The sequence below is a fragment of the Neisseria sp. HMSC31F04 genome, from assembly GCF_001807735.1.
Classification (GTDB): Bacteria; Pseudomonadota; Gammaproteobacteria; order Burkholderiales; family Neisseriaceae; genus Neisseria; species Neisseria elongata.
The window spans coordinates 14874-40188 of record NZ_KV790786.1 but is presented as its reverse complement, the minus strand read 5'-3'; the positions used below and the strand labels follow the sequence as shown (position 1 = coordinate 40188).

Sequence of the window (25315 nt, the reverse complement as noted above, 5' to 3'; positions counted from 1 at the left end):
TAAAGGAATGTTATGAATAACGGTAAGAATGAACACAAAGAACAAAAAATCGGCCTGTGGCTGGTTGGCGGCGCAGCCGGTTTATCTGTGCTGACCATCCTGTTTTTATCGGTTTGGGGCTGGGAAACAGGCAAAATCGAAGGCTCTCCCACTTACGGCCAAGCCGCCGCCTCCGAAGTGGCCGCATCAGCCGTATCGCAAGCCGCCGCATCCGAAAGCAACGAACCTGCCGGCATTACCGACTTAGAAACGGGCGAAACCGGCACGGCAGACGGATCATTATTCATCATCCAAGAAGCACCTCCGCTTGAAGTCGAACTCGCGCCGTCCGAATCTGTCGGCGACAAAGGCCTCTCCATCCCTGTTGACGAAAGCGTCGTGCAAAACCAAGATTCGGCAAACGAAACGCAAGACGAAGCCCGCATCGTTACTGCAAACGGCGCAGTGAAATTCTACTTCGCCACAGGCAAAGCCGATGTTGCCCCGGGTGCGCAGGAAGCATTGAAAGATGTGCTGGTTGCGGCATTGGGCGGCAAAAAAATCGTGGTTTCCGGCTATCACGACGGCACCGGCAATGCACAAGCCAACGAAGAATTGTCTAAACAGCGTGCATTTGCAGTCCGCACGGTATTGCTGGGCTTCGGCGTACCGGACAAACAAATCGAACTGCGCAAACCGAGCGACACCGAAGCAGGCAGCGGCGCGGAAGCCCGCCGTGTGGAAGTGTTCGTTGAGTAATCACTCCGATACACAGCGCATTGAATTTCAAAGGCCGTCTGAAAGCATCTGTGTTTTCAGACGGCCTTTCTGTCCGACGGACTTCCCTGTCAGCAGCGGGCGGAATGTATAGTGGATTAAATTTGAATCAGGACAAGGCGACGAAGCCGCAGACAGTACAGATAGTACGGCAAGGCGAGGCAACGCCGTACTGGTTTAAATTTAATCCACTATACGAATCCGCTATAAATTTCCCCCTCCATTAACTCCCTCACGGTTTGAACAATCTTGGATTTCCCCGCCCTGCCCTGCTTGCAGTTCAAGCCATAACAGGTTTGCGTCAAGCCATCGCCTCCATACCAATAAGGCCGTCTGAAAAACGTTTCCGCTTTGCGGCTGATGTTTTTCAGACGGCCTTTTACCGATACAGGTCAAACCCTTGTCTTATTTTGCGTTCTGCCGGTACCACTCGATAAACGCATCGGGTTGGACAAAGCCCAACAAAGCTTCACCGTGACTGCCGTCGGCTTTGACCACAAACACGCCCGGCGGGCCGAACAGGCCGTATTCTTTCAACAAAGCCTGATGATCGGCAGTATTCGCGGTTACATCGGCTTGGAAGAAACGGTTCATCGGCACGGCCTGACGCACTTGCGGCGTATTCAGGGTATAGGCTTCCATTTCTTTGCACGACACGCACCAGTCGGCGTAGAAATCCAAAATCACCGGTGTATTGGGGTCTTCCTGCCATGCCGCCGCCATTGCGGTTTTCAGCTCGGCCACATCGGTGAATTTATGGGCGGCTTCCCCGGCCGGATGCAGGGTCAGAAAACGGTGCATCGCGGTTTGTCCGCCGTGCAGGCTTTGCAGGCCGAACCAGCCGCCGCACGCCAGCAGGAATATTGCCAAAACGGCGGAAACGGTTTTCAGACGGCCTTTCTGTCCGCCAAGCTTCATCAGCAGCAGGACGGCCGGAGCAAGCAGCAGCAGGGTGTACAGCGTCGCGGCAAGTGCGTAAGGCAGGAAGGACGAGGCCAGATAAACCGCCACCGCCAGCAGGATAAAGCCGAAGGTGTATTTGACGCCGTTCATCCAATCGCCCGCTTTAGGCAGGATATGGCCGCCGAAAGTGCCGATGATAATCAGAGGCACGCCTGTACCCAGTGCCATGACATACAGTGCCAGGCCGCCGAGCACGGCATCGCCGGTTTGGCCGATGTAGCCTAGTGCCAAGGCCAGCGGCGGTGCGACGCACGGGCCGACAATCAGGGCGGAGAACATGCCCATGCCGAATACGCCGGCGATTTTGCCGCCCGACAATTTGTTGCTCTGCTGTTGAAAATAGCTTTGCACGGCGTTGGGCAATTGAATGTTGAACAGGCCGAACATGGACAACGCCAGCACCACCATCAGGGCGGCCGCAGACAATACGACGGCCGGCTGTTGCAGCCAAACGGTCAGCAGCGCGCCGGTCAGCCCGGCAATCACGCCGACGATGGTATAAGTCAGCGCCAGGCCTTGGGTGTACACCATCGTCAGGGCGAAGGCGCGGCCTTTTCCGGCGTTTTTATCGCCGACTACGATGCTGGAAACAATGGGAATCAGCGGATACATGCAGGCAGTGAAACTCAATCCCAGCCCGGCAGTAAAAAACGCCAATAAATTGGCGCTTAAGGTGTCCCACGACAATTTGAAACGGCTGCTGTCGGCCTTGTTTGCCGGAGCGGGCGGCTCGGCTTCCGCTTCGTTCAACGTGGCTTTCGGCGCGGTAAACCGATTGGAAGGCTTATCGGCCGCAGTATCGTTTTGCACCGTGTGCACCCCTTCGCGGTCGATTTCGAATGTGGTTTCGTTCGGCGGATAGCACACGCCGACATCGGCACAGCCCTGATACAGCACGGTCAGCTTATATGTGCCCGAAGGGGCGGCTTTATAAGGGAAAACCGCTTGGGCGGCGTGGTAATACACGGTTTGCTTGCCGAAAAATTCGTCTTCCTTTTCCTTGCCGGGCGCGTATTGCGTGTCGCCGAACGCGGTTTGCGGCTCGGCGGCGACGGTTATCTTGTCGCGGTAGAGATAATAGCCGTCAGCGATTTTGAATTCGACGGTCACGCCCTGCTTGTCGGCCTTCACCTGCGGCACAAACGCCTGTTCGGGCGGCAGCAGTTGCGAGGCATCGACGGCGAAGGCGCGGCTCAGGCTGAAGAAGGCGGCAAGGAAGAAAATCAATTTTTTCATTGTACTGACTCGGTTTTAGATTGGCTGCAACGGGCGGTTTATAGACATTTCCCGCCATACTGTCAAACGGTTTGCCGTCAAATATTGAGCAAACTCAGCAAAGGGCGGATTATGCGTTCGAATGCGGGCGGCGAATCGTCGGAAAGTCGCATTCGCAGGCATAATTGCAACAGGCCGTCTGAAAAACCGTTGCGGCATTTTTCAGACGGCCTCTTCCGCCCGCATCGGGCATGGCGATGGCGGCCAAACAAAAAGGCGGCACGCCGTGCCGCCCGACGCGTTAATAATCGACTCTGATTTTCGGCTGCTGCTTCGCGGCCTGATATTCGCCTTCCAATTCGAATTGCAGCGGATAAAGGTTCAGCTTTTCCATCAGCAGGCGGTCGCCGTCTTCGCCGGGATTTTCGGTGGTTAAGAGCTTGTCGCCGTAGAAAATCGAGTTCGCGCCCGCCAAGAAACACATCGCCTGCATGGACTCGGGCATATTGCTGCGCCCTGCCGACAGGCGAACGTAGCTCTCGGGCATGGTAATCCGCGCCACGGCGATAGTGCGGACAAACTCCGTCCAGTCCAAATCTTCGGCATCGGCCAGCGGCGTGCCTTCCACTTTGACGAGCTGGTTAATCGGCACGCTTTCGGGCTGCGGGTCGAGGTTTGCGAGACTGGCAATCAGCCCTGCGCGTTCGGCGCGGGTTTCATTCATGCCGACGATGCCGCCGCAGCAGACTTTCAAACCGGCATTGCGGACTTTGCCCAAGGTGTCCATGCGGTCTTCGTGTTTGCGCGTGTGGATGATGTCGTTGTAGCGGTCGGGGTCGGTGTCGAGGTTGTGGTTGTAATAATCCAAACCTGCTTTTTTGAAGTCTTCCGCCATGCCGTCTTCAAGCATACCGAAGGTGCCGCACACTTCCATGCCCAGCCCTTTGACCGCGCTGATGATTTCGGAAACCACGGCCACGTCTTTCGGCTTCGGCCCGCGCCATGCCGCGCCCATGCAGAAACGGCTTGCGCCGCGCGATTTGGCGATTTTCGCTTTTTCGACGATTTCGTCCACATCCATCATCTGCTCTTTGCCCAGATTGGTATTGTGGTGCGCCGATTGCGGGCAGTAGGCGCAGTCTTCGGGACAGCCGCCGGTTTTGATGGACATCAAGGTGGAAAGCTGGATTTCGCGCGGGTTGAAATGGCTGCGGTGGATTTCGGCTGCCTGAAAAACCAAATCCAGAAACGGCAGGTCGAACAGGGCTTCGACATCGCATTTTTTCCAATAACGCGCGGTCGGATGCGGCTTGCGCTCGGTTTGGCGGCGCAAGGCAACGGGAGATACGGTCATATTGTGTTCCTTTGTGTTCGCAGCGGCGCAATGACGCTGACCGGCCCAACCGTCATCGCAATGATGCCGGCGGCACTTTCAGGGGAATAAAGATTTGACGCTTGCCGAAGGATTCGGGCCGGCCGCTTACCGCTTCAGGCCGTCTGAACCCGCCGTTTGGCACGGCTTCGCGCTAATCTCGCGGGGTGTATTCATTTAAATCGATTTCTTCGGGCGGATACAAAATCCACGAAATACCGTCGGACTGCTGTTTGACATGCCACACGACCACGCCGTGCGTATGCGTCCACATATGCCGGGTACCGTCTATATCGTTGATGGCAAACGGCGGTATCCACATCAGCGAAATTTCGCCGTCCCCCGCCCAGCCTGCCTCCCAAAACCGCTGCCGCGCGATGTCCAGATAGGGTTCGGCATTATCGACAAAGCCGGCAGGATTCAAACCGAAATGCAGATTATCCACATATTCAAACCAAATCAGCTTGAATTCGTGCAGTTTTTGCGGCGGATAGGGAATAACGGCCACTTTCGGAATGGTGTATGCCATGATGCAGAGTTTAAACGGAATCGGGTGTATCAGGCCGTCTGAAAAGCGCGCGGCAGTTTAACATTTTTTAATTTCGGGCGGCAAACCGTCGGCCCGATAATTCAAACTCAGGCAGTCTGATGCGGGAAGCGGCGGTATCATCTTTCTTTTTCGAGTTTGAGGCCGTCTGAAAAACATTTTCAGACGGCCTCTCCGTTTTACCTTAGGCCAGCAGCATTTCCTGCATCAGCTTCATGCCCCACTGCCACCCTTGCAGCGGCTCGTTCAGACGGCCTGCCTGCGGCGCGGCCAATAATGTCGCGCGCCACACCTGCGCCTGCCGTCCCGCCCATTCTTCGGGACAGTCGGAATCGTCGCGGCCGACGACCAATGCGGTGCGGCAGGGGCAGCGGACGCGTTGGAACGTATGCTCGGCATCGTCGGGAAACGCGGTTTGCAGCGGGGCGGCGAGGATGATGTTGCGCACCCGCCGCTGCGAGAGGATGTCTGCCCGATACAGCCAAGCCAGCCAGGCCGAAACGCCTGCGCCGTGGGCAACGACGGCGACGTTTTGACTGTGTATCTGCTCCCAGGCCGCCTGAATCCGCCGCTGCCATTCATCTATGCTTTGGCTGCGGGACGCGGCGGCCGTGCGGACGGTGGGATAGCTCACCGCCCAGCGGTCTATCCACATTTCGGCTTCGTCGGCATCGCGGACGAGCAGCAGGGTGAGGTCTTCCAGTTCTTGGCTTTGCATGGCGGTCGGGTTGTCGGTGAAAAAAGACGGGCTGGGTTTGATGTTGTATCCCGTGTCCGTTCGGCGGGAATCGGGAGGCCGTCTGAAACGTTTTTTGTTTTGTAAAAACTCAGTTTGCTTCGGCGGCTTCGTTTTAGCTTCGCAGAAACTCAGCCTGCTTCGGAAGCTTCGTTTTCAGACGGCCTTTTTTTGATGCGGTAAAGGCCGTCTGAAAAAACAATGTTTTTATTCTTCGTGCCCCAGAATCATGGAGCCTACGCCCTCGTCGGTAAACACTTCCAGCAGGAGGGCGTTGGGAACACGTCCGTCTATGATGTGGACTGCGCCGACGCCGTTGGAGGCGGCTTCGATGGCGGAGGCGATTTTCGGCAGCATGCCGCCGTAGAGGGTGCCGTCGGCGGTCAGTTCGTCGATGCGGCGCGGGGTGAGGCGGGTCAGCAGGCTGCCGTTTTTGTCCAGCACGCCTGCGGTGTTGGTCATCATAATCAGTTTTTCGGCCTTCAGTTCTTCGGCCAGTTTGCCGGCGACGAGGTCGGCGTTGATGTTGAAGGCACCGCCGTCTTTGCCCACTCCTATCGGGGCGACCACGGGGATGCAGCCGCGTTCGATGATGCCGGTAATCAGGGCGGTGTCTATGCTTTCGACCGTGCCGACGCGGCCGATGTCCGCTTGTGTTTGTTCGGGGGTGTCGATGAGGAGTTTTTCCGCTTTGATGAAGTGGTTGTCGCGGCCGGTGATGCCGACGGCTTTCGCGCCGCTTTGGTTGAGCAGGGAGACGATTTCTTTGTTGACGAGGCCGCCGAGCACCATTTCGACGATGCTCATGGTTTCGTCGTCGGTAACGCGCATTCCTTGGACGAATTCGCCTTTTTTGCCGATTTTTTCCAGCATTTCGTTAATTTGCGGCCCGCCGCCGTGGACAATGACGGGGTGGATGCCGACGAGTTTGAGCAGGGTGATGTCTTTGGCGAAGCCTTCTTTCAGATGTTGTTCGGTCATGGCGTTGCCGCCGTATTTGACAACGAAGACGCTGCCGGCGAAGCGGCGGATGTAGGGCAGGACTTCGGCCAATACGGCGGCCTTGGTTTCGGCTGTTACGGTGTTGTGCGGTACGTTCATGTGTTTGCCTTTTTTCTGTCGGGTCGTAAACGCGGCTTTTGCCGGGCAGAGGCCGTCTGAAAGGGCGTTTTCAGACGGCCTGTTTAGTTATTTGCGCTTTAAGATGTATTGGCGGACGGCGGCGTTGTGTTCGTCGAGGGTGTGGCTGAACTGGCTCAGGCCGGTGTCGTCCATGCGGGAAACGAAATACAGGTATTTTTCCGAAGAGGGGTGGGCGGCGGCCTCCAGTGCGGCTTTGCCCGGCAGGGCGATGGGCGTGGGGGTGAGGCCGTTGCGGGTGTAGGTGTTGTAGGGGGTGTCGCGCTGGAGGTCGGCTTTGCGGATGCGGCCGTTGTAGGCGTCGCCCATGCCGTAGATGACGGTGGGGTCGGTTTGCAGGCGCATGCCGATGTTGAGCCTGTTGACGAATACGGCGGCAACGTGGCGGCGGTCGTTTTCGTGGGCGGTCTCTTTTTCGATGATGCTGGCCATGGTCAGCAGTTCGTAGGGGGTTTTGTACGGCAGGCCGCTTTGGCGTTCTTCCCAGGCCTGATTCAGGTTTTTCTGCATGGTGCGGTAGGCGAGTTTGTAGAGTTGCAAATCGCTGCTGCCGGCATCAAGTTCGTAGCTGTCGGGGGCAAACAGGCCTTCCGCGCGGGTGTACCCTGCTTCAGGGTCGATTTCTTTCAGCAGTTTTTCGTCGCTCCAGCCTGCGGTGTCGTGTTTCAAATCGGCGGTCTGGTTGATGATGCGGCGCATTTGGGCAAAACGCATGCCTTCGATGATTTGTACGGTTACGGTGTCGGACTCTGCTTTTTTCAGTTTTTGCAGAATCTGCCAGGCCGAAACTTTCTGCGGCAGTTTGTAGCTGCCGCTTTGCAGGCGGTTGTGTACGCCGAGCATGTAGGCCGCGCCGATCAGCACGTGGCGGCTGTAAATGATGTCGTCTTTGGCCAAACGGTTGCCGACGGCGGCAATGCCCTGGCCGTTTTCGATTTTGATGCGGTAGGTTTGCGGGTTGGTTTTCGGTAAGAACAGCAGGGCGGCGAAAACAGCCGCCGACAGCAGCATCAGTGCCGAAAGGAAAACAAAGGCTTTTTTCATAGGGAAAAGCGGAAATGCAAAGTGCGGCAGTATAAAGGCAAAGAATCCGTCGGGCAATTTCAGACGGCCTGTTTGCCTCGGCGGCCGCCTGCGGGTAAAGTATCGTGTTGTTACCGACCACTATCAGGAAAGGCAGGGTTCAGATGGAAAACAAACAGAACCATCAGTCGGACGACGTTATCGACGTCAAACCGGTCAGGGTGGAAAGCCAACGGCAGGCGGCAGGCGTGCCCGATATGACCGAAGAGCAGCGGCGCAATTATATGTATGTGATTTACGGCCTGTTTGCAGCCGGCATTTTTACCGGCGGACTGGCCGTCCTGATCGGTGCCGTCATCGCCTATGTCAAACGCGAAGACATGGCCGGTACGATTTATGCCGACCACATCAGCTTTTTAATTAAAACCTTCTGGGTTTCGCTGGCCGGATTTGTCATCTGCTCCATACTGATGCTGGTTTTAATCGGTTTTTGGCTGATGCCGCTGGTGGGAATATGGTATGTCTTCCGCGTAGTGGTCGGCATCATCCGCCTGCTGGACAACCGAACCGTAACGCCCGACGGCTGGCTGATGTAAGGCTTTTTCTTTTTTCAGACGGCCTCCAGCCGTCATAAGGCCGTCTGAAAACTTTCCAAACCGTTTCACAGACAATACGGACAAGCATCATGGACACTTGGCACAACGGCCGCTGGTCGGGTGCGCGGCAGGCCTTTTCGCCCAACTGCGAACCGCGTCCGGCAGGCGAAACCGTCGGACTCGCAGTCATCCACAACATTTCCCTGCCGCCGTTCGAATACGGCACCGGCACGGTGGAGAAACTCTTTACCAACAACATCGACGAAACGGAACATCCGTTTTACAGCGTCATCAAAGACCTGCGCGTTTCCAGCCATTTCTTCATCACCCGCACGGGCGAAACGGTGCAGTTCGTCTCCTGCGACGACATGGCCTATCATGCAGGCGCGTCCTCGTTTCGCGGCCGGGAAAAATGCAACTCTTTTTCAGTCGGCATCGAACTGGAAGGCTGCGACTTCGAACCCTTCGCCGACGAACAATACAACGCGCTAAACCGCCTGCTCGCCGCCCTGCGCCGCCAATACCCGATAACGGCCGTTACCGGCCACCAAAACATCGCCCCCGGCCGCAAAACCGACCCCGGACACTTCTTCGACTGGGCGCAAATAGGCGGCTGCAACAGCGCACAGGCCGTCTGAAAAAGCAATACGGCTGATGACGGCGGCGAATTTCGCTATAATCGACGCCATTGCCAACCGAATAAGCGACAAACGGAAACTTATGGACGCAAAAATCTGGATTGCGGCCGCCATCGGCCTGCTGATTATCTTGGGCGTAATCGCCTACAACATGTATCAGGAAAACCAATACCGCCGCCAAGTGCGTGAACAATTCGGCCACGCCGACAAAGACGCGCTGCTTGAAAGCCAAACCGAATCCGTGCGCGACGGCAAAACCCACGGCGTCGCCGCCCCGCAGGGCAAGCAGGGCAAACCGCTGGTCGTCGTCCGCCAGGCAGACGTCTCCCGCGAAGATGCCCCGCCTGAGCCTACTGCCAAAGCGGAAGCGAAAGTCGGAAACAGCCGCCCTGCCCCGACCAAAGAGAAGCCCGCGCAAACCGCACCGGCCGACCTCTTCTCCGAACCCGACCAGGCCGAGACAGCACAAAACGAAGCAGCCAAACCACTGTCGTTTGCCGAAATCCGCGAACAGGAAAAAAAACCCGCGCGTGAAAAAGCCGTCCTCGTGATGGAGCAATTCCTCGCCGAACACGACAGCGGCAAGAAAAACACATACACCGAAGCAGAAACCAAGGAATCCGTCCTTCAGGAAGCCGGCAGCACAGACGGCAACTACACCTTCGCTTCCGTTGCCGCACCCAAATACACGCAGGAAAAAAACACCGCCAAAGGCAAATTGCTGATGGACTTGGACGACATGGTGAAACAGGAGCTGCCCTGGTTCGAACCGCGCTTCGACTACATGGCCTACATCTCCCTGAGCGAGCCGCAGGAATTCCGCTCCCTGCCCCGCTTTTCCGGCCGCCACCGCTTCCAAATCGCCGGCTGCACCATGGACGGCGTATGGCAGACCGTAGAACCCGTGCCCAACATCTATTACCAAGGCTTCATCGTCGCGCTTCAAGCCATCTCCCGCAAAGGACTGGCCACCGTGCAGGAATTGGAAGCCTTCGGCAGCCAAGTCAACGAATTTGCCGCCAAACTCGATGCCGGCATGAAACTGATGGACATCCCCGCCTTCCTCGAAATCGCCCGTCCTTTGGACGAATTATGCGAACGCGTCGACCAAAGCATCGCCATGCACCTGATTTCGCGCACCTCCGTCAGCGGTACCGAACTGCGGGCCGCCGTCGAACGCGCGGGCTTCGAATTGAGCCACGACGGGGCATTCCACCTCGACAACGGCAATGGCCGCCCGCTGTTCAGCATCGTCACCATGGACGGCAGCGCGTTCACCGCCGCCCTGCTCTCTTCCCAGCCTTATAAAGGTTTCAGCATCCTGTTCGACATCCCGCATGTTCCCGCAGGCAGCAAAAACTTCGACCGCTTCATGGATTTAACCGTCCGCTTCTCCAGCGAACTGGGTTTGGACTTGGTTAACGACAAACTGGAAGAACTGTCTATGGAATGGCTGAAAGATGTCGGCCGCTACGTCAATGCGCGACAAGAAGAAATGCGTAAAGTCGGCATCGAACCCGGCGGCGAACTGGCGCAACGGTTGTTCTCCTAATCCGGACAGAATCTGCCTCAAGGCCGTCTGAAAATCAAAACGGGGACATGTTAAAATGCGCCCGTTTTGATTTTCAGACGGCCTTTTCAATATGACCACCCCGGCACAACACATCCGCCACCTCACCGACCTCCTCAACCGCTACGCCTACGAATACTACACCCTCGACGCACCCAGCGTACCCGATGCCGAATACGACAAATTATTCCGCGAACTCGAAGCGCTGGAACGAAACCATCCCGAGCTCAAACTGCCCGACAGCCCGACCCAGCGCGTCGGCGGCGAGCCTTTGGCGGGATTTGCCGAAGTGCGCCACGAAGTGCCGATGCTGTCGCTGACCAATGCCTTTTCCCCGCAAAATGAAAACGGCGTGTTCGACCATGCCGAAATGTACGCTTTCGACCAACGCGTGCGCGACGGCTTGGACGGCGGCAATCCCGAATACGTTATCGAACCCAAATTCGACGGCCTCGCCATCAGTCTGCTCTACCGTGACGGCGTACTGGTACAGGCGGCGACACGCGGCGACGGCGCAACGGGCGAAGACGTTACCCAAAACGTCAAAACCGTCGCCAACATCCCCTTGCGGCTGCACGGCGAAAATACGCCCGAACTCATCGAAGTACGCGGCGAAGTGCTGATGCAAAAAGCCGATTTCGCCGCTCTCAATAAAAGACAAGCTGAAAACGGGCAAAAACCCTTTGCCAATCCGCGCAACGCCGCCGCCGGTAGCCTGCGACAACTCGATTCGCGCATTACCGCGCAGCGCAAACTGCACTTTTTCCCCTACTCCGTCGCCCGTCAGCAAGGCGGTTTCGAGGCTGAAGAACACATCCAAGAACTCGCCTATTTCCAAGAGCTCGGCTTCAGCCTGCCCTACGGCAATTTCGGCTGTTTCAAAAATATCGACGAAGTATTGGCGTTTTACGAACAAATGCAGCAAAAACGCCCCGAACTGCCCTACGAAATCGACGGCATGGTCGTCAAAGTCAACAGCTTGGCGCAACAGCGCGAACTCGGCTTCATCTCTCGCGCGCCGCGCTGGGCGATTGCCCACAAATTCCCCGCCGAAGAAGCACTGACCGTCGTCGAAGCCATCGATGTGCAAATCGGGCGCACCGGAGCCGTTACCCCCGTCGCCCGCCTGCAACCCGTATTCGTCGGCGGCGTAACCGTAACCAACGCCACCCTGCACAATCAGGACGAAGTATCGCGCAAAGACGTTCGCGTCGGCGATACCGTCGTCGTGCGCCGCGCCGGAGACGTGATTCCCGAAGTCGTGCGCGTGATTTTCGAACGTCGCCCGATGCAGGAAAACGCCGTTGCCGTTTCAGACGGCCTCAAGCAGCAACAAGACGACTTGTTTGCCGAAACACCGTCCGCAAACCAAACCCAATCCGTTCCGCTCCACAAGCCCTACCGCCTGCCGACCCACTGTCCCATCTGCCGCAGCGAAATCGAACGCGAAGAAGGCGAAGCCGTCGCCCGATGCAGCGGCGGTATGCTTTGTCAGGCACAACGCGCACAAGGCTTAATCCATTTCGCCTCGCGCAAGGCTATGGACATCGACGGACTCGGTCAAAAACAAATCGAGCAACTTGTCGCCCAAGACCTCGTCCGCCATTTCGCCGACCTCTACCGCCTCGACATTCCGACCTTACAAAAAATGAAGGAAACGGCGGATAAAGGGTCGTCTGAAAACGAAAACGACGACGCAGAAACGGTTTTAACCGACCTGCCTGAATCCAACACCCAAAATGGCAAAAAACAGCCGACCAAGTGGGCGGAAAACATCCTCGCAGGCATAGAAGCCAGCAAAACGCCCGAACTCGCCCGCTTCCTGTTCGCGCTCGGCATCCGCCACGTCGGCGAACGCACCGCCAAAACGCTGGCGCAAGCATTCGGCACGTTGGAACACGTCCGCCGCGCACCCGAACCCATCCTCGCCTGCCTGCCCGACATCGGTACCGTCGTCGCCCGCTCCATCGCCCACTTCTTCGCCCAAGACGCGCAGCAGGCGATGATAGACGAGCTGCTCGCCGCAGGCGTTGCCCCGCAAACCCAAGCCGTTACCATCCCGCCCGCCCGCCACGCCGAGCCGCAACGTTGGATTGCCCGCCTGCCCGGTTTCAAAATCAGCGAAAACAAAGCCCAAGCCTTATGGGAACTCGCCGGCAAAAGCATAGAGGGCCTGCAAACCGACAAAGCCCTCCCCGCCGACTGGCAAACATGGCGCAGCGAAGCACAAAACGCCGCCCTACTCGAAAACCTAAAAACCTTCTTCTTTCAAACGCCGTCTGAAAATCAAGACGAAGCGTTTTCAGACGGCCTCAACGAAGCCGTAGCAGGCAAAACCTTTGTGTTAACCGGCACCCTGCCCACCCTCAAGCGCGACCAGGCCCAAGCCTTGATCGAAGCAGCAGGCGGCAAAGTTTCCGGCAGCGTGTCCAAAAAAACCGATTACGTCGTCGCCGGAGAAGCCGCCGGCAGCAAGCTGGAAAAAGCCAATGCCTTGGGTGTGGCGGTATTGAGCGAGGAAGAGCTTTTGGCGATGCTGGACTGAATACCCTCCAAACATACCGCAGATTAAACTAGGAAATCCCCGCATCGCAATTCCCCTATATGCGGAAACAACGGCATGGATATTGCTGATTCGAGTTTATAAAATAAGGTCGTCTGAAAATTTTCAGACGACCTTTATGGGTGTAAATAAAAGGAAAAACCATGGACAGAGGGAATAAACCCAATCGCTTATTATGGGTATTAGGCGGAGCCGCCGTCGCTGCATTTCTTATCATTTTGGGATTGTATATCGCTTATTTCAAAAACTTATCCGTAACCAACGATTCCGCCACATGGGGAACATTCGGCGACTATCTGGGTGGCACGCTGAACCCCATCATCAGCTTCCTAGCCCTTATCGGCCTGCTCTATACTATTCATCAGCAAGCACAGGAAATGCAAGCAACGCGCAAAGAGTTGAAACAGGCGGCGGAACAGCAACGCCAACAGGTAGAACAACAAAGCCGCCAATCAGAGATTTTTAATCTGCAACAATTTGAATCGACATTTTTTTCTTTGTTGGAGCAACATAATAAGGTTATTGAAAAAGTTGAAACTGATATTGCTAAAATAAACGGGGACATTGAAAGTCGCTATAAAGGGCTTGATACTATTACTGAAGCACAACCATCTGAAAAGATGAGTAATTATCACGCAATAGAAATTATAAATCATAACCACACCCTAAAAGGATATTTTGATTTATTATTTCAAATGCTTAAATTTATTTGTATAAGCCTATCCAAAAGAGATGAGAACAAAGAGCCAGCCAATAATGATGAGAAAAATACTAAAATAAAAATAGAAGATTTTTTGGAAAATAGTGTAGAAATTAGACAGAAAATCAGTACAAAATATATCAATATTCAAGAACAATTATATAGCGATATCCTTCGCTCCTTCATACCAAATGAAATACTTAAACTCTTGGCATTATACTGCTTAACACCAGATAAATACTCAGAGAATAAAGATTTAGAAACACCTTATATTTTTCAAGGTTTATTAAATAGATATAAACTACTAAAACAATTACAATTAGATTTAAAAACTTCAGAAATATTAAATTCTGAAAAACGAATATTAGATTCTTCAGAAGTAGAAAATTTCGTAAAAAACAACCCGCAAGATAAGATTATTCACTTTCTCATTCTAACCAGTTACAAAGATACAGCAGATGCTTTGAGAGAGAACAGCATTCTTAAAAAATTAAAATCTAAGTTCAGAGAAAAACTTGATCAATCTATAAATAACTGCATAAAAAAATATAAAGATTCTCAACAAGAACACAGGAAAATTTTTCTAAGAAAACTTAATACTCTTAATGATCCTTTTGAATATCTTCATATTAGTGAAGTATACGATTTCCACGTTAAATCTAAAAGCCAGCATCCACTTAAATTTTATGACTTAGAACTCTCTGATATTGAGATTACCAATGATGATTTTGACACATGGAAAAATAAATATATTAAAGTCTTAAGGGAGAAAATAACAACTTGTGAAGAGAATATAAATAAACCTGATATTGACTTAAAACGATTAGAAAATAACAAAAAAGCATGGTTAGAATTTCTACAAATTGAAGATAACTAAACGATTTATCCCGTCTCATAATTTTCACTTCGAAAAGGCCGTCTGAAAACACCGTTTCAGACGGCCTGCAGCATTTTATCCAACTGCGCAAGATGGTGCGCCAACGTCGGGTCATAGTTCAAAGCCTGCAACGGGGAGGCAATACGGTGCGCACCGCCTGCTTTCAGGGCAACTGCGCGGGCGACGGCATCGGCCAAAGTCTGCGGGTTGGCGCGCTTGAAGAAAAAGCCCGCTTCGGGTTTCATCACTTCGCAACAGGCCATGTTGTCGGCCAGTACGACGCGCGTGCCGCACAACACCGATTCGATGCCCACCAAGCCGAAGGGTTCGTACAGCGAGGCCATGATGGTGTAATCGGCGGCGCGGTATAAATCGGGCATATTGTTGCAAAAGCCGAGTTCCTGCACATTCTTCATCGGGCGCGGCAGTGGCGAACCGGCTACGGCCAGCCTGACGGGCAGCTCGGTACGTTCGAAAAATTCTGCCAGAAAATCCAGACCCTTGCGTTTGTGACCGGTAGACGGAAACAGGAAAACGGTTTCATCGTCGCGCCAGCCGTATTGCCGGCGTGTGGCGGCGATGCCGTCCGGACGGGAGAAAAAGCGTTCTGTGTCGGCCGGCGGATAGACGGTGCGGATTTTTTCAGACGGCACTTGATACAGTTCCACCAGTTCGCGCCGCATCATTTCCGAATGCGCCATGATGGATTTGGCCGTGGCGTAGTTGCTGCGGTTGCGGCGGATGGTCAGTCGGTCGATGAGGTTCGGCTTCTGCCCCATCGCGCGCAGGTAGCCCAGATGGTTGCCGCCGCAAATGTATATGTCGGCATGGTCGGCGGGGTTGCAGGCAATCAGGTATTCGTCTTTGCGGCGGATGCTGTCGAGCTGGCGGGCGAAAAAAAACGGCCGCAATTTTTTCGGGATTTTTTTTTGGTTGATTAAAACGGGTTCGATGTGCCGGTAAATCGGCAGTGTGTAGTCAAATTTCGCCGCATATACTTTCACTGTACGCCCTTGTGCCGTCATTTGCTTGACCAAGTCGAAAGTATAGCTTTCCATGCCGCCGCCGCTGCGGAAAACGTTGATGCTGATTGCGGTGTTTTTCATCAAGATTTCCTTAATGGTTGAACTCCGCCCTTCGGGGCGGCAGGTTTGGGGGTTTATTCAGGGCAACGCATCGACATGCGCCTTATGCACACTCCGGCGTGGTAAATCTTCGGGGCCCCTTGTCAAAATTATTCGGATTTTACCCGAAAACATTTAAAGAGGCCGTCTGAAAACGTTTCAGACGGCCTCAATCACTCAATCGAACAACACCGCCTGACTCAGCGGTTTGCCTGCCAAGTCTTTGGGCGACAAATTCGGTTCGCCTTGTAGCGGCCATTCGATGCCGACTGACGGATCGTTCCAAATCAGCGAATGTTCGGCTTTCGGGTTGTAATAATCCGTGCATTTGTAAACGAATTCGGCTTCATCGCTCAAAACATAAAAACCATGCGCAAAACCTTCTGGCACCCACAGTTGGCGTTTGTTTTCCGCCGACAGGATTTCGCCCACCCATTTGCCGAAAGTCGGCGAGTCTTTGCGCATATCGACGGCAACGTCAAATACTTCGCCGACAACGACGCGCACGAGTTTGCCTTGCGTGTTTTCGGTTTGGTAATGCAGGCCGCGCAATACGCCTTTGCCTGATTTGGAATGGTTTTCCTGCACAAAGGTACGGTCGCAGACGTTGGCCTTAAACCATTCGTCGCGGAAGGTTTCCATAAAGAAGCCGCGCGCGTCGCCGAAGACTTGCGGTTCTAAAAGTTTGACTTCGGGGATGGAGGTATCAATGATTTTTATTGTTTTATCTTTCATCTAATAGGCCGTCTGAAAAGTTTCAGACAGCCTCAAACATTATTTTTTCAACAAGCGCAGCAAATATTGGCCGTATTCGTTTTTTGTCATCGGCTTGGCCAGTTCTTCCAAGCGGCCGTCTGAAAGCCAGCCGTTGCGCCAGGCAATTTCTTCGAGGCAGGCAACTTGCAGGTCTTGGATGTTTTGCACGGTTTGGACGAATGAGGCGGCCTCGTGCAGGCTTTCGTGCGTACCGGTGTCCAACCATGCAAAGCCGCGCCCCAACAACTGAACAGACAATGAACCGTCGTCAAGATACATTTGATTCAGACTGGTGATTTCCAATTCACCGCGTTCAGACGGCCTGACTTGTTTGGCGAACTCTATCACGCGGTTGTCGTAGAAATATAAGCCTGTTACCGCCCAATCGGATTTGGGCTGTTTCGGTTTTTCCTCGATGGATAAGGCATTGAAGTTTTCATCAAATTCAACGACGCCGAAACGTTCGGGGTCTTTGACTTGGTAGCCGAATACGGTGGCACCGTATTTTTTGGAGGCGGCTTGTTTCAGGGTTTGGGTAAACGACTGGCCGTAGAAAATATTGTCGCCCAAGACCAAGCAGACGTTGTCGTTGCCGATAAATTCTTCGCCGATGATGAATGCTTGCGCCAAGCCGTCGGGACTGGGTTGTTCGGCATAGCTGATGGAGATACCGAAGTCGCTGCCGTCACCGAGCAGCCGTCTGAAAGAAGGATTGTCTTCAGGGGTGGTGATGACCAAGATTTCGCGTATTCCTGCCAACATCAATACTGACAGGGGGTAGTAAATCATGGGTTTGTCGTACACGGGCAGAAGCTGCTTGGACACGCCGCGCGTGATGGGGTAGAGGCGTGTGCCGCTGCCGCCGGCAAGGATGATGCCTTTCATGGGTTTCTCCTGAAGTATTGATGAGCCGGGTATTGTTTTAAGCCATATTTGAATAAGGCATTGAAACGAAGCAAGACGCAAATAATGTTTTCAGACGGCCTTGTATCTCAAAAAGGCCGTCTGAAAACTTATTTCACCGTTCCCAAGCGTTCCAGACGGTAACTACCGTTTAATACATTTTGCCACCAGGTTTTGTTGTCCAAATACCATTGCACCGTTTTACGGATGCCGGATTCGAATGTTTCCTGCGGTTTCCAGCCGAGTTCCCTGCCGATTTTGGCGGCGTCGATGGCATAGCGCACATCATGGCCGGGGCGGTCTTGCACGAAGGTAATCAAATCTTCGTAACGCGCCACACCGGCCGGTTTTTCGGGAACGAGTTCTTCCAGCAGTGCGCAGATGGTTTTGACCACTTCGATATTAGCTTTTTCATTATGCCCGCCGATATTGTAGGTTTCTCCAACAACGCCTTCGGTAACAACCTGATACAGTGCGCGGGCGTGGTCTTCGACAAACAGCCAGTCGCGGATTTGCATCCCGTCGCCGTATACGGGCAGTGGTTTGCCGTTGAGCGCGTTCAGAATCATCAACGGAATGAGTTTTTCGGGGAAATGGTATGGACCGTAGTTGTTCGAACAGTTGGTTACGATGGTCGGCAGGCCGTAAGTGCGCAACCATGCGCGGACAAGGTGGTCGCTGGACGCCTTGGAAGCGGAGTAGGGGCTGGATGGGGCGTATGGCGTGGTTTCGGTAAACAAATCGTCCGTGCCGTGCAAGTCGCCATAAACTTCGTCAGTGGAAATATGGTGGAAACGGAAAGCTTCGCGTTTTTCAGACGGCATCCGTTGCCAGTAGGCACGTGCGGCTTCAAGCAGGTTGAACGTGCCGACGATGTTAGTTTGGATAAACTCACCTGCGGAATCGATCGAGCGGTCGACATGACTTTCCGCTGCCAAGTGCATGACGGCATCTGGCCGGTGTTGGGCAAACACGCGGTCAAGTTCGGCACGATCGCAAATGTCCACTTGCTCAAAGGCGTAACGCGGGTTGTCGGCTACGTCGGTCAGCGATTCGAGATTGCCTGCGTAGGTCAGTTTGTCGAGGTTGACGACGGAATCCTGAGTATTTTTGATGATATGGCGGACGACTGCCGAGCCGATAAAGCCCGCGCCGCCCGTTATCAGGATATTCATCAGAATTTTTCCGACCCCAAACCCTGTTTTTCCCGCAACAGTGTGGCAGCTTCCCGATTGAACCAGGCAGCCGCTTCGTCCATAGGGAAATCACCACGTGACCGCCAAGCGACTTCCTCCGAATCGCGCTTTTGCTGTTTTGCGTGTGCGACTGCCGTAAAATGCGGGACATGGGGATGATACAGAGGCCCCCAGGTATCGAGGTTATGGTTCACATAAAAACTGAGCAAGGGCTTGGACAACGCACAGGCCAAATGAACCGTGCCGCTGTCCACACCGATAACCAAATCCGCCGATGCGGTCAAAGCAATATACTCCCCAACCGATGTTTCGGGCGACAAGCCTATATCGATATTGGCATCGCACAAAGGTTTGAGTTGCCGATAATATTCGGCTCCTGTTTTACCGTTGCATAATAAAAAACGGATATTCGGACGCAATGCGGCATGAACCCGATTGAGCAAACCGGCTGTTTCTTCCGCGGGGACACACTTATCGGGCACGCTGCCTTGCGGAGCGACAAAGACAAGGATTTGACCGGGCTGCCCGCCCCAAAAAGGCAGGATGCCGTCTTGTAGCTGTTCGCTTACCGACAGTTCTGGCAAAGCCAGCGGCAGTTGAAAATAATCGGCGAAGACGGAAGTACGAAGGTGATCCACGACATGGCTGTCCCTAGGATAGGGGCAGTAAAAGTCATAATTGCGGATATTTTTCAAAGAATAATATCCCTTATGGCTTCTCTTTCTGAAAATCATGACAGCCTGCGGGGCAAGGACGGCAGAGGAAATAATGTTAGGGCTGTCGAAATGCTCGCTGAAATCCAGAAAAAGCTGCCATTTTTTCCGCTGTTTCAAATAATTGGCAGGCTTTTTGTCGATTAATTCATCTATCAGCGGGGAAAAGGAAAAAACTGCCCTGTTACGCGGCGTTACCAAAACCCCCAATTTCAGATGCGGATAAACGGTTTTCAATTGTTTTGCATAGGCAAGGTTGATTACCGCATCGCCGACCGCATCACCAAGTGGGCGTATCAGTATGGATTCAACCCTATGGAAATCAAAATCGGGACAGGTTTTTTTCTGACCGCAAAAACGAATAATCAGGCGTTTGGAAAATGGAATCCCCATCAAAAATTCCTTATCAAGGTTGTGGGTTGGTGTTTATGGGGGCGTGTTTCGTATACCGCCCAGTCCGGCAGCGTATCGTATACAGCGCGTCATGGAGTTTTTGAGACAACTCTTCGTCAGGCACGGCCGAAATTTCCTCCTGCGGAAAAAAAACCTGAACGGCATTGGGGTTATTGGGCGACCAGAATATATTATTGACTGTAAAAAAACGGTATAAATCACGGTCGGGAAGGTTGGGCAGGCCGTAGCATATTTTGGTTCGGTAACGGAAAAAATTTATGCTGAGCCTGTTTTTCAGGCTGTCATCCGTCCGGCCGTCTTCGGCCAAGGGATGAAAGGAATGCAGATAGAGGCCTATGGTGTCTTTGGTAAAAGCGGCGGCAATATGGACAACAGAGGTATCCACGGTAAGGACCAAATCCGCGTATTTGATTAATGCGATCACATCAGCAATGCTTCTGGACGGAAAAACGGCGGCCAAGTTTATTTTCAGCGCAGCTGTTTTGGCCGGCTCGCCTATCAATACGCAGGCAAAACCCTGTTGCGAAAGGTGGCGGCATATCGATGCTACCTGTTGTTCGGACAGGCAACGCGGCCCTTTGCTGCCAAACGGGTTTATGACCGCGAATTTCTGTTTGGGAATGTAGGGGCGGACGTATTGTTCGGTATCTTCGTCTATGAATAGTTCATAAGGCAAATCCGCCGCGTCAATGTGCAGGTATGCCAGCAGCAGGAGGAAGGGTTGGGTAACGTGGATGTTGGAAACATCGCATTCTATGGACGCATTGAAGGTGTGCAAAAACGATTTGTTGAAGCCCAACAGCGTGTCGGTGCGAATCAGACCGTGGTACAGCGTGTCATATAGCGACAATTCGCGCGAAACCCTGAGTTCTACGGCCAAATCGAAATGGTGGTGGCGTATTTCGCGGAGGGAGGCGGCAAAATTGGCTGGAGATGATGCGTTGTATGGGAAGACACCGCTAACATGGGGGTTGCCGCGTATGATGTCCAAGGCGGAGTCTGTAGAAGAAACATAAACTTCGTAACCGGCCTGCGCCAGGCTGCGGATAAGCCCCGTGCTGACGATCATATCGCCTATAACGTCGTTGCGTATCAGCAGGATGCGTTTAACAGGGTGGTTTTGCCGTCCTTTTTGGTGCGCGAACAGCCGGTCAAGCAAAATCAAAGGTTTGTAGCGCAAATACAGTTTGATTTTTTTGAAAGCGAAATTGCGCCGCCAGTTCCATTCTTTCAGTTTTTTCAATATAGGCATATTTATTCTGTGTGGTTTGTTTTCAGGCGGTTTTTGCCGTTGTCTGATGTTTGGTTGGGGTTTCTGTAATCTGTTTTTGCAGCCACGCCGCCGCTGTCGCCAAGTCGAAATGTTCCAGTGCGGCGGGGTCGGGGTTGCTTTCGGGGGACAGGAGCAGCAAATAGGGGGTGTCGGGATGAGGCAGGGGATGCCAGGTCTGGATGTTTGCCCGCGCGTAAAAGGCCATGGTCGGTTTTTTCAGGGCGCAGGCCAAATGCACCGTGCCACTATCCACACCTATAACGATGTCGGCGGAGGCGGTCAGGGCAAGGTATTGGGCCAGGGTGGTCGGGGGTGAAAGGATGGGGGTCAGGTCGGAACGGCAGTGTTTTTTCAATTCGGCCAGATAGGCGGCACTGTTTGCCGCCTTGCCCAATAGCAGGCCGGTTTGTGCCGCGTCCATTATGCCGTTGTTCAAAACCTGCGCCAATTCCGCCGGGGGTATATGTTTGTTCAACCTGGGGTGGCCTTGAGGGGCGAGCAGGATTTTTATTTGTGCCTGTTGCGGCCATAGTGTCTGAGCCTGCTGGATTTCGTGTTTAGGGAGGGAAAGGTGCGGCAGGGCGGGGGGCAGGGCGAAATGTTGCGCCAACAGGGAGGTTTTCAGGTGGCAGGATATGTGGTTTTTGGGGTTGAAGGGGCAGCGGAAATCGTAATTGGATATGGTTTGGTGGTTGTAGTAGGTTTTGTCGCCCTTGCTGAATATCATCACGGCTTGCGGCAATAGGATTTTGTCGGCGATCAGGTCGGGGGTGTTGAAGGATTCGCTGAAATCCAGTAGGAGCTGCCATTTTCTGCGGTTACGCCAATAGCCGCCCAAGGTGGCGGGGATGAGTTGGTCGAACAGGGGGCTGCAGGCGAAGATGTCGCGGTTGCGCCCGACGATTACGCCTAGGCGAACCTCAGGCAGCACGGCTTTGATTTGGGCGGCAAAGGCCAAGTGTATCATGGCATCGCCCAAGGCCAGCCCGAAGGGGCGGATGAGGATGCTGGAAACGCTGCCGAAATCGAAATCTCGGCAGGGGGGTTTGTGTCCGCACAGGGCCAAGATTAGGCGTTTGGTCGGGGGCATGAGTCTAGAATTTTGATTTGTCTATATCGGGGTGGAAAAGGTGGATATCCTGATTTGGCGTTTTCCTGGTTTTGTTTATTTTGCGATATTTCAAGTATTTCAAGTAATAGTCTATTGCCTCGGTATGTTCTTTCTTTTGCCATAATTTTTTGGAGAGTATGCGGAATTCGCTGTGCTCTACTTTAAGGCTTGTTAAAATAGGGTCGTTTTTGTGTATGGCCAGGAGGTTGATGTCTTTAATAAAGAATTCATAATTCAAATCTTTGAAGAAATCGATAACTCTATCGCCACCTGTTTTCAGGATTTCAACCAGCATGACGGGTTTGTGTTGTTTGATGCTGTCTGATGCGCCATTCAATACTTCTGTTTCCATGCCTTCCACATCCATTTTGATTAGGTCTATGCGCGGCAGGTTCAGGATGTCTATGGAGACTAACGGTATTTTTTGCGTATGGTTTTGGTAATCTATTTCTTGCCCGATGAATTCGTTGCGTTCGGAATGGCGCAGTTCCAAGCTGCCGAATGATGCGTGTTTGGTGTAGTCGGGTACGGGTATATCCAAGAAGTGTGCGGCCGGGTCGGGCAGTATTTTGGTGTTGCCCAAGGCCGCATGAATGGCGCGGACGTTGAAGCAGTTGTTTAGGGCGATGTTGCCCGCCAAGGCGTAGTAAATGCGCTCTTGTGCCTCAAAGGAGATAACTTTGCCCCATCCTGTCATTTCTATGCCCCAGGCTATGGTGTGCGCGCCTATGTTTGCGCCGCAATCGAGGGCGGTTACGCCATCGCCGTGGTGCTGTCTGCGTAAGTTCAATAGGTTTAGGACTAATTCGATTTCCGACGGGTCGAAGCTGCCCCGGCTTAGGTATTGGTAGCCTACGCCATAGGTGTTGCCGTGTTGGTCATGGGCGTAGTCTTGGTGATTCACTATCATGGCTCCGGTATTGGTGGATGCCAGTATGAAGGGGAGCGGGCGGTTGGTGTGTTTCATTATGATTCCTTAATGGTCGGGGTCTTTTTGTCGGGGTTGTATGGCAGGCGGTTGTTATTCCCCCAGCAGCGCAATATCCGCCACCGCATTCATCTGTTCCGCCAAGTGGTTCAGCAGGTTCAAGCGGTTTTGTTTTATGGCGGGATCTTCAGCCATTACCATCACGCCGTCGAAGAAGGCATCGACTTGCGGTTTGACGGAAGCCAGTTCTGATAAGGCCGTCTGAAAATTGCCTTCGGCAACAGCGGCGGCAATTTTCGGCTGCAAGCCTTGTGCGGCGGCGTACAGGGCTTTTTCTTCATCTTGTTGCAGCAGGCTTTCATTGACTTCGCCCAACTCAGCATCGGCTTTTTTCAGCAGGTTTTGCACGCGTTTGTTGGCGGCGGCGAGCGCGGCGGCTTCGGGCAGTTGTTTGAACGCGGCAACGGCTTGCAGTTTGGCAGTTAAATTGTCCAAACGGCGCGGCTGTTTGGCGAGTACGGCGGCGACGATGTCTTGCGGATAGTCGTTTTGCAGCAACACGGCAAGGCGCGCCTGCATGAAGTCGGCGGTTTCAGACGGCGTTTTTTCGTTGAGCAAACCTTTGGGGAAGCTGTCGAAGGTCGTCTGAATCAGCTCGTTCACGTCCAAGCCATACTGCATCAGCATCCGCAAAATACCCAAGGCAGCGCGGCGCAGGGCGTAGGGGTCTTTGTCGCCGGTCGGAATCAGACCGATGCCCCAAATGCCGACCAAGGTTTCCAGTTTGTCGGCCAGCGCAACGGCAGTAGCGACTTTGCCGTTCGGCAGGTTGTCGCCGGCGAAACGCGGTTGGTAGTGTTGTTCGACGGCTTCGGCAATTTCTTCGGTTTCGCCGTCCAAGCGGGCATAGTATTTGCCCATCGTGCCTTGCAGTTCGGGGAATTCGCCGACCATTTCGGTCACCAAGTCGGCTTTCGCCAAACGCGCGGCACGTTCGGCGGCTGCGGCGGCTACGCCCAAAGCTTTGGCGATGTGGGCGGCGATGCTTTGCAGACGCTCGATGCGCTCGGCTTGCGAACCGATTTTGTTGTGGTAAACCACGCTGGACAATTTCGGCAGGCGGCTTTCCAAAGTCGCCTTTTGGTCTTGTTTATAGAAGAACTCGGCATCAGACAGGCGCGCACGCAAAACGCGTTCGTTGCCTTGGATGATGTGCGACGGATCTTCCGTTTGCAGGTTGGAGACCAGCAGGAAGCGGTTCATCAGCTTGCCGTTTTGGTCGAGCAGCGGGAAGTATTTTTGGTTTTGCTGCATGGTCAGAATCAAGCATTCCTGCGGCACGGCGAGGAAATGTTCTTCAAAACCGGCTTCCAAAATAACAGGGGATTCGACCAACGCGGTAACTTCGTCCAACAGGGCTTCATCAGCGGCAACGGTGGCTTTCAGACGGCCTGCCTGCTCGTTCAAGGCCGTCTGAATCGCGGCTTTGCGCTCGGCAAACGAAGCGACGACTTTGCCTTGCCCGAGCATTTGCACAGCGTAGCTGTCGGCGTTTGTAATAGTGATTTCGCCGTTGGACAGGAAGCGGTGTCCCAGGGTTTGATTGCCGCTTTGCAGACCCAAGACGCTGACGTTTACGATGTCGCCGCCGTGCAGCACAATCAGCCCGTGAACGGGGCGCACGAAGGTAAACGTGCTGCTGCCCCAACGCATCACTTTCGGAATCGGCAGTTTCTTAACGGCTTGATTGATAATGTCTTCCAAAAGCTCGCCCAGCGGTTTGCCGGTTTGGACGTATTTGTAGGCGTACACATCCTGCTTGCCGTCATGGACGATGGTCAAGTCTTCGATTTTTGCCTCAGCACCGCGTGCAAAACCTTCCAAAGCCTTGGTCGGCGCACCGTCTTTCATGGCATTCGCCACGGCAGGGCCTTTTTTCACGATTTTCTGATCGGCTTGCACGGCTTTCACGTTTTTAACTTGAACGGCCAAACGGCGCGGCGATGCGTAGGCGGTATATTCGGCTACGCCGTCAATCAGTTGCGCTTTTTCCAAGCCTTCGGCAACAGAAGCGGCGAAGTGGTTGCCTAAATTATTCAGGGCTTTTGGGGGGAGTTCTTCGGTAAGGAGTTCGATTAAAAGGGTTTGGGTTGTCATGCGGGTTTCTTTCGATTTTTTGTTTTGTACCAATCGGTTTGTCT

At 53.6% G+C, this 25315-nt stretch carries 22 protein-coding genes and 1 pseudogene; 7 read left to right on the top strand and 16 right to left on the bottom strand.

Features of this window, described 5'->3' with window-relative positions; genetic code table 11:
- The first annotated feature begins 12 nt into the window (after positions 1-12).
- Positions 13-738 carry an OmpA family protein gene (locus HMPREF3107_RS03225; protein ID WP_070453377.1) on the top strand — a complete coding sequence of 242 codons (726 nt, stop codon included), beginning with the start codon at positions 13-15 and terminating at the stop codon, positions 736-738.
- A 107-nt stretch (positions 739-845) separates the two neighbouring features.
- Positions 846-953: pseudogene (locus tag HMPREF3107_RS12295) on the top strand (IS5/IS1182 family transposase); the annotation flags it as partial.
- A 208-nt stretch (positions 954-1161) separates the two neighbouring features.
- Here HMPREF3107_RS12295 and dsbD read toward each other — a convergent pair.
- The 7 genes from dsbD to mltG form a co-directional block, all read right to left on the bottom strand.
- Positions 1162-2955 carry a protein-disulfide reductase DsbD gene (gene dsbD, locus HMPREF3107_RS03220; protein WP_070453375.1) on the bottom strand — a complete coding sequence of 598 codons (1794 nt, stop codon included), beginning with the start codon at positions 2953-2955 and terminating at the stop codon, positions 1162-1164.
- A 109-nt stretch (positions 2956-3064) separates the two neighbouring features.
- Positions 3065-3217, bottom strand: coding sequence for a hypothetical protein (locus HMPREF3107_RS12065; RefSeq protein ID WP_168160509.1), 153 nt, complete (start codon positions 3215-3217; stop codon positions 3065-3067).
- Positions 3218-3235: 18 nt separating this feature from the next.
- Positions 3236-4288 (bottom strand): biotin synthase BioB, encoded by a 1053-nt coding sequence (gene bioB / locus HMPREF3107_RS03215; RefSeq protein WP_070453372.1) that lies wholly within the window; start codon positions 4286-4288, stop codon positions 3236-3238.
- Positions 4289-4460: 172 nt separating this feature from the next.
- Positions 4461-4835 (bottom strand): hypothetical protein, encoded by a 375-nt coding sequence (locus tag HMPREF3107_RS03210; RefSeq protein ID WP_070453369.1) that lies wholly within the window; start codon positions 4833-4835, stop codon positions 4461-4463.
- A gap of 202 nt (positions 4836-5037) precedes the next feature.
- Positions 5038-5571: an alpha/beta hydrolase gene (locus HMPREF3107_RS03205; RefSeq protein WP_070453365.1), complete on the bottom strand. Its 534-nt coding sequence runs from the start codon at positions 5569-5571 to the stop codon at positions 5038-5040.
- A gap of 225 nt (positions 5572-5796) precedes the next feature.
- Positions 5797-6690: an acetylglutamate kinase gene (argB, locus tag HMPREF3107_RS03200; RefSeq protein ID WP_049251305.1), complete on the bottom strand. Its 894-nt coding sequence runs from the start codon at positions 6688-6690 to the stop codon at positions 5797-5799.
- Positions 6691-6777: 87 nt separating this feature from the next.
- Positions 6778-7773: an endolytic transglycosylase MltG gene (gene mltG, locus HMPREF3107_RS03195; RefSeq protein WP_070453627.1), complete on the bottom strand. Its 996-nt coding sequence runs from the start codon at positions 7771-7773 to the stop codon at positions 6778-6780.
- Positions 7774-7916: 143 nt separating this feature from the next.
- Between mltG and HMPREF3107_RS03190 the strand changes: the two genes are divergently transcribed.
- The 5 genes from HMPREF3107_RS03190 (at position 7917) to HMPREF3107_RS03170 (ending at position 14696) form a co-directional block, all read left to right on the top strand.
- Complete coding sequence (locus tag HMPREF3107_RS03190) at positions 7917-8348, top strand: DUF4870 family protein (protein WP_210391382.1); 432 nt, start codon at positions 7917-7919, stop codon at positions 8346-8348.
- A gap of 89 nt (positions 8349-8437) precedes the next feature.
- Positions 8438-8986, top strand: a complete 549-nt coding sequence (ampD, locus tag HMPREF3107_RS03185; protein WP_070453362.1) for a 1,6-anhydro-N-acetylmuramyl-L-alanine amidase AmpD — start codon at positions 8438-8440, stop codon at positions 8984-8986.
- A gap of 82 nt (positions 8987-9068) precedes the next feature.
- Positions 9069-10538, top strand: a complete 1470-nt coding sequence (locus tag HMPREF3107_RS03180) for a cell division protein ZipA C-terminal FtsZ-binding domain-containing protein (protein WP_070453622.1) — start codon at positions 9069-9071, stop codon at positions 10536-10538.
- 91 nt (positions 10539-10629) lie between these two features.
- Positions 10630-13101: an NAD-dependent DNA ligase LigA gene (gene ligA / locus HMPREF3107_RS03175; protein WP_070453359.1), complete on the top strand. Its 2472-nt coding sequence runs from the start codon at positions 10630-10632 to the stop codon at positions 13099-13101.
- Positions 13102-13262: 161 nt separating this feature from the next.
- A complete protein-coding gene (locus HMPREF3107_RS03170; RefSeq protein ID WP_070453356.1) occupies positions 13263-14696 on the top strand; it encodes a putative phage abortive infection protein in 1434 nt (477 codons plus the stop codon).
- A 56-nt stretch (positions 14697-14752) separates the two neighbouring features.
- Here the strand turns inward: HMPREF3107_RS03170 and HMPREF3107_RS03165 are convergent, their stop codons facing one another.
- From HMPREF3107_RS03165 to glyS, 9 genes are all read right to left on the bottom strand, one after another.
- On the bottom strand, positions 14753-15802 hold the full coding sequence (locus HMPREF3107_RS03165) for a glycosyltransferase family 4 protein (RefSeq protein WP_070453353.1): 1050 nt from the start codon (positions 15800-15802) through the stop codon (positions 14753-14755).
- Between the two features lie 195 nt (positions 15803-15997).
- Positions 15998-16540, bottom strand: a complete 543-nt coding sequence (rfbC, locus tag HMPREF3107_RS03160; RefSeq protein ID WP_070453619.1) for a dTDP-4-dehydrorhamnose 3,5-epimerase — start codon at positions 16538-16540, stop codon at positions 15998-16000.
- Positions 16541-16594: 54 nt separating this feature from the next.
- Entirely contained in the window at positions 16595-17461 is an 867-nt protein-coding gene (gene rfbA / locus HMPREF3107_RS03155; protein ID WP_070453350.1) for a glucose-1-phosphate thymidylyltransferase RfbA, read from the bottom strand.
- 128 nt (positions 17462-17589) lie between these two features.
- Positions 17590-18654, bottom strand: coding sequence for a dTDP-glucose 4,6-dehydratase (gene rfbB / locus HMPREF3107_RS03150; RefSeq protein WP_070453347.1), 1065 nt, complete (start codon positions 18652-18654; stop codon positions 17590-17592).
- Complete coding sequence (locus HMPREF3107_RS03145) at positions 18654-19781, bottom strand: glycosyltransferase family 9 protein (protein ID WP_070453344.1); 1128 nt, start codon at positions 19779-19781, stop codon at positions 18654-18656. Before HMPREF3107_RS03145 ends, rfbB begins: the two co-directional genes overlap by 1 nt.
- A 13-nt stretch (positions 19782-19794) precedes the next feature.
- Positions 19795-21054 (bottom strand): glycosyltransferase family 9 protein, encoded by a 1260-nt coding sequence (locus tag HMPREF3107_RS03140; protein ID WP_070453341.1) that lies wholly within the window; start codon positions 21052-21054, stop codon positions 19795-19797.
- Between the two features lie 22 nt (positions 21055-21076).
- Positions 21077-22165 (bottom strand): glycosyltransferase family 9 protein, encoded by a 1089-nt coding sequence (locus tag HMPREF3107_RS03135; RefSeq protein ID WP_083284606.1) that lies wholly within the window; start codon positions 22163-22165, stop codon positions 21077-21079.
- A gap of 4 nt (positions 22166-22169) precedes the next feature.
- Entirely contained in the window at positions 22170-23153 is a 984-nt protein-coding gene (locus HMPREF3107_RS03130; protein ID WP_070453334.1) for an FkbM family methyltransferase, read from the bottom strand.
- Positions 23154-23207: 54 nt separating this feature from the next.
- A complete protein-coding gene (gene glyS, locus HMPREF3107_RS03125) occupies positions 23208-25271 on the bottom strand; it encodes a glycine--tRNA ligase subunit beta (RefSeq protein ID WP_070453616.1) in 2064 nt (687 codons plus the stop codon).
- Positions 25272-25315 lie beyond the last annotated feature (44 nt).